A 5,510-nucleotide genomic window follows, 5' to 3' on the forward strand; every position below is an offset into this window, starting at 1 on the left:
TTTAAGATTTGGCACCGACCTACTCTCCCACGTGTTACCGCAGTACCATCGGCTCTGGCGGGCTTGACTTCTCTGTTCGGAATGGGAAGAGGTAGACACCGCCGATATAGGCACCTAAATATTTTTATTGTTTGCTTTTATTCTGAACCTTTCTTTTTGGTCCATTCACAAACAGTGACATATTATTGAAAGAAGTTATTATGAAGAACAAACAACAGTTTATTGCTCTTGAAAGCTTCGGATGATTAGTATTACTCGACTTTGATGTCACCACCTTTACATCTGTAACCTATCAACGTAGTAGTCTGCTACGGTCCTATATGGAATTCTCATCTCGTGGCTAGTTTCGCACTTAGATGCTTTCAGCGCTTATCTATTCCCAACGTAGCTACTCTGCAATGCCCCTGGCGGAACAACAGATTCACTAGAGGTTAGTCCAACCCGGTCCTCTCGTACTAAGGTCAGCCCCACTCAAAATTCCTACGCCCACAACAGATAGGGACCGAACTGTCTCGCGACGTTCTGAACCCAGCTCGCGTGCCACTTTAATCGGCGAACAGCCGAACCCTTGGGACCTTCTCCAGCCCCAGGATGTGACGAGCCGACATCGAGGTGCCAAACCTCCCCGTCGATATGAGCTCTTGGGGGAGATCAGCCTGTTATCCCCAGCGTACCTTTTATCCTTTGAGCGATGGCCCTTCCATGCAGAACCACCGGATCACTATATCCGTCTTTCGACCCTGCTCGGCTTGTCTGCCTCACAGTCAAGCAAGCTTATGCTATTGCACTCCTCATACGGTTACCAAGCGTATTGAGCTTACCTTTGAAAGCCTCCGTTACCTTTTTGGAGGCGACCACCCCAGTCAAACTACCCATCAAACAATGTCCCCCCCGAAAGGGGTTAGACACCGAATACAAAAAGGGTGGTATTTCAACGTTGACTCCACAACACCTAGCGATGCCGCTTCACAGTCTCCCACCTATCCTACACATCTTGTATCCAATGTCAATGTTAAATTGTAGTGAAGGTGCATGGGGTCTTTCCGTCCCGTTGCGGGTACCCGGCGTCTTCACCGGGACCACAATTTCACCGAGCTCATGGCTGAGACAGCGCCCAGATCGTTACACCATTCGTGCAGGTCGGAACTTACCCGACAAGGAATTTCGCTACCTTAGGACCGTTATAGTTACGGCCGCCGTTTACTGGGGCTTCGATTCAATGCTTCTCCTTTAACAGATGACATCCCCTCTTAACCTTCCAGCACCGGGCAGGTGTCAGGCCTTATACTTCATCTTTCGATTTTGCAAAGCCATGTGTTTTTGTTAAACAGTCGCCTGGGCCTTTTCACTGCGGCTGATATTGCTACCAGCGCCCCTTCTCCCGAAGTTACAGGGCCATTTTGCCGAGTTCCTTAGCCATGATTCACTCGAGCACCTTAGAATTCTCTTCCCGGATACCTGTGTCGGTTTGCGGTACGGGTTTTTATAACCTGAAGCTTAGCGGTTTTTCTTGGAAGTCTGATTACCTGCGCTATCTACGCCCCCGAAGGTTTGCAGTACTATCGGGTTTCAGCTAGGTCTGCGGATTTGCCTACAGTCCTAATACCTACGCCCTTTAACGATCTATTCCGTCAGATCGCGGCAGTGTCACTACTCCGTCCCCACATCGCAGTTATAAAAAGTACTGGAATATTAACCAGTTGTCCATCGAATTTCCCCTTCGGGTTCTCCTTAGGCCCCGACTAACCCTGATCCGATTAGCGTTGATCAGGAAACCTTATCCTTTCGGTGGGCGGGTTTCTCTCCCGCCTTATCGTTACTTATGCCTACATTTGCTTTTCCAGAAGCTCCACCACAACTTACGTCATAACTTCGCTGCCGCTGGAATGCTCCCCTACCGTAATATTTAATATTACCCATAGCTTCGGTGTATAGTTTAATGCCCGTTTATTATCCATGCCCGATCGCTCGACTAGTGAGCTGTTACGCACTCTTTAAATGAATGGCTGCTTCCAAGCCAACATCCTAGCTGTCTATGCAATCGGACCTCGTTAGTTCAACTTAACTATAACTTGGGGACCTTAGCTGATGGTCTGGGTTCTTTCCCTCTCGGCCCGTGACCTTAGCACCCCGGGCCTCACTGCAGTGTATATTATATAGCATTCGGAGTTTGTCTGGATTTGGTAGGATTTGACTCCCCCGCACCCAATCAGTAGCTCTACCTCTATATAACTTAACCACCACGCTGTTCCTAAAAACATTTCGGGGAGTACGAGCTATTTCCCAGTTTGATTAGCCTTTCACCCCTACCCACAGATCATCCGGAAACTTTTCAACGTTTATCGGTTCGGTCCTCCAGTACGTGTTACCGCACCTTCAACCTGTCCATGGGTAGATCACAAGGTTTCGCGTCTACCTCCCCTGACTATACGCCCTATTCAGACTCGCTTTCGCTGCGGCTGCGTGTCTTAAACACTTAACCTTGCCAGAGAAGAGTAACTCGTAGGCTCATTATGCAAAAGGCACGCCGTCACGCCACCTGGACGCTCCGACCGCTTGTAAGCACACAGTTTCAGGTTCTATTTCACTCCCCTGTTCGGGGTTCTTTTCACCTTTCCCTCACGGTACTGGTTCACTATCGGTCTCTCAGGAGTATTTAGCCTTACCGGATGGTGCCGGCAGATTCCCACAAGGCGTCTCCGACCTCGCGGTACTCAGGATACTACTAGACTAGTCTTACTTACGTGTACGAGGCTCTCACTCTATATTGCCAGGCTTCCCATCCTGTTCCACTTCATTTAACTAATGCCATATCGTAGTCCTACAACCCCAGATATGCCGTAACATAACTGGTTTGGGCTCTTTCCCTTTCGCTCGCCACTACTTAGGAAATCATTATTATTTTCTCTTCCTCTGCTTACTTAGATGTTTCAGTTCGGCAGGTTTGCGTACATTGTACAACTAGTCTTCAACTAGCTAGGTTTCCCCATTCGGAAATCTCCGGATTAATTCATATTTGCTAATACCCGAAGCTTATCGCAGCTTATCACGTCCTTCATCGCCTCTGAGAGCCAAGGCATCCCCTGTGTGCTCTTATTTACTTTCTTCTCTCCATAGCCTTTTGCGCCTATGGAAATGCTTTTTTTGATTGTCGTTATCTTTTCGGTCTGTCCTAATTGCTTAATACATCCCTTAAAGCTAACAACGTCTCTATTGTTGTTTGCTCTTCTTTATTAACTTCTTCCAATATGTCAAAGAACTTTAGTTCCCCTAATTGCCTCCTGGCAATTATATTTATGGTCTCTCGTATTTAGACCGGGTAATGTGGAGAATAACGGAGTCGAACCGTTGACCTCCTGCGTGCAAGGCAGGCGCTCTAGCCAGCTGAGCTAATCCCCCTTAGAGTATATATGTAGTCCCGAGCAGATTTGAACTGCTGACCCCTACATTATCAGTGTAGTGCTCTAACCAACTGAGCTACGGGACTAGGTTAAATTCAGCTAAGTCATTGTTCTGAGGTGTCTCATTCACAATCCTTGTAGCCTCATCAACTCCCTCGCCTAGTCAGAAACACTTATGATGCTTCATTCTATGGGTTTTTCTTTTGAGATTTTATTGTCATTTATATCATTTACGTAGCGAGTAGTCTGAACTACTCCAGAAAGGAGGTATTCCAGCCGCACCTTCCGGTACGGCTACCTTGTTACGACTTAGCCCCAGTTATCGGTTTTACCCTAGGACGCTCCTTGCGGTTACATACTTTAGGTACCCCCAACTTCCATGGCTTGACGGGCGGTGTGTACAAGGCCCGGGAACGTATTCACCGCGTCATTGCTGATACGCGATTACTAGCGAATCCAACTTCAAGAGGTCGAGTTGCAGACCTCTATCCGAACTGTGAATGGCTTTTTGAGATTTGCTTGCTGTTGCCAGCTTGCTGCCCTCTGTACCATCCATTGTAGCACGTGTGTAGCCCCGGACGTAAGGGCCATGATGACTTGACGTCGTCCCCTCCTTCCTCTCTGTTTGCACAGGCAGTCTGTTTAGAGTCCCCACCTTAACGTGCTGGCAACTAAACATAGGGGTTGCGCTCGTTGCGGGACTTAACCCAACACCTCACGGCACGAGCTGACGACAGCCATGCAGCACCTAGTTTCGTGTGATTGCTCACTCATCTATCTCTAAATGATTCACTAACTTTCAAGCCCGGGTAAGGTTCCTCGCGTATCATCGAATTAAACCACATGCTCCTCCGCTTGTGCGGGCCCCCGTCAATTCCTTTGAGTTTCAATCTTGCGACCGTACTCCCCAGGTGGAATACTTAACGCTTTCGCTTAGCCGCTAACTGTGTATCGCTAACAGCGAGTATTCATCGTTTAGGGCGTGGACTACCAGGGTATCTAATCCTGTTTGATCCCCACGCTTTCGTGCCTCAGCGTCAATAACACCATAGTAAGCTGCCTTCGCAATCGGTGTTCTGTGACATATCTATGCATTTCACCGCTACTTGTCACATTCCGCCTACCTCTAGTGTATTCAAGCTCATCAGTATCAAGGGCACTGCGATGGTTGAGCCACCGTCTTTCACCCCTGACTTAATAAGCCGCCTACGCACCCTTTAAACCCAATAAATCCGGATAACGCTTGGATCCTCCGTATTACCGCGGCTGCTGGCACGGAGTTAGCCGATCCTTATTCCTTCGGTACATTCAGCTACTTACACGTAAGTAGGTTTATTCCCGAATAAAAGCAGTTTACGACCCAGAGGGCTGTCTTCCTGCACGCGGCATGGCTGGTTCAGAGTTGCCTCCATTGACCAATATTCCTTACTGCTGCCTCCCGTAGGAGTCTGGTCCGTGTCTCAGTACCAGTGTGGGGGGTCATCCTCTCAGATCCCCTAGTCATCGTGGTCTTGGTGAGCCGTTACCTCGCCAACTAACTAATGACACGCATGCCCATCTCAATCCTATAAATATTTGATCATTAGATAATGCTATCCTGTGATTTTATGCGGTGTTAATCCGAATTTCTTCGGGCTATCCCCCTGATTGAGGTAGGTTGCATACGCGTTACGCACCCGTGCGCCACTTTCCCGAGAAGCAAGCCTCTCGGTATCGTTCGACTTGCATGTATTAGGCCTGCCGCTAGCGTTCATCCTGAGCCAGGATCAAACTCTCCATTGTAAAATGTTGTGTTTGAACGCTGACCATTCTTAACTTGTTAATAATAGTCTTTATTCTTTTTTGTATTGTCTGTCAGTTTCTGACTCGAAATAATAGCGTTGGTTTTCATGTACTTTGAAACTGTACTATCGTACCTCGCTACGTTTATAAATGACATCTCTTTAATGAACTTCTCGAATCACCTCACGGATCTTCTTTATATGTTGCAATCGATTTTCGATTGTTTCAGTCTTTTTGTTTTTGTTACTAAACTCCGTTTAGTAACCCCCGTTTTTGTTGGGACTGCAAAGGTAGAAATCTTTTTGTTATTGTCAAGCTTTATTTGAA

At 47.5% G+C, this 5,510-nt stretch carries 2 tRNA genes and 3 rRNA genes; all 5 read right to left on the minus strand.

Annotated elements, in window-relative coordinates:
* Nucleotides 1–6 precede the first annotated feature (6 nt).
* The 5 genes from rrf to H9X96_RS22275 all read right to left on the minus strand — a co-directional run bounded on the left by rrf (nt 7) and on the right by H9X96_RS22275 (nt 5,183).
* A 5S ribosomal RNA gene (gene rrf, locus H9X96_RS22255) occupies nt 7–118 on the minus strand.
* 108 nt (nt 119–226) lie between these two features.
* Nucleotides 227–3,107, minus strand: a 23S ribosomal RNA gene (locus tag H9X96_RS22260).
* Between the two features lie 218 nt (nt 3,108–3,325).
* Nucleotides 3,326–3,399 (minus strand) — tRNA-Ala (locus H9X96_RS22265).
* Between the two features lie 14 nt (nt 3,400–3,413).
* Nucleotides 3,414–3,487: transfer RNA gene (locus H9X96_RS22270), tRNA-Ile, on the minus strand.
* Between the two features lie 174 nt (nt 3,488–3,661).
* Nucleotides 3,662–5,183, minus strand: a 16S ribosomal RNA gene (locus H9X96_RS22275).
* The 16S, 23S and 5S rRNA genes sit together here with 2 tRNA genes alongside, the layout of an rRNA operon.
* Nucleotides 5,184–5,510 lie beyond the last annotated feature (327 nt).

The sequence above is a fragment of the Pedobacter sp. N36a genome (assembly GCF_014472395.1).
Lineage (GTDB): Bacteria > Bacteroidota > Bacteroidia > Sphingobacteriales > Sphingobacteriaceae > Pedobacter.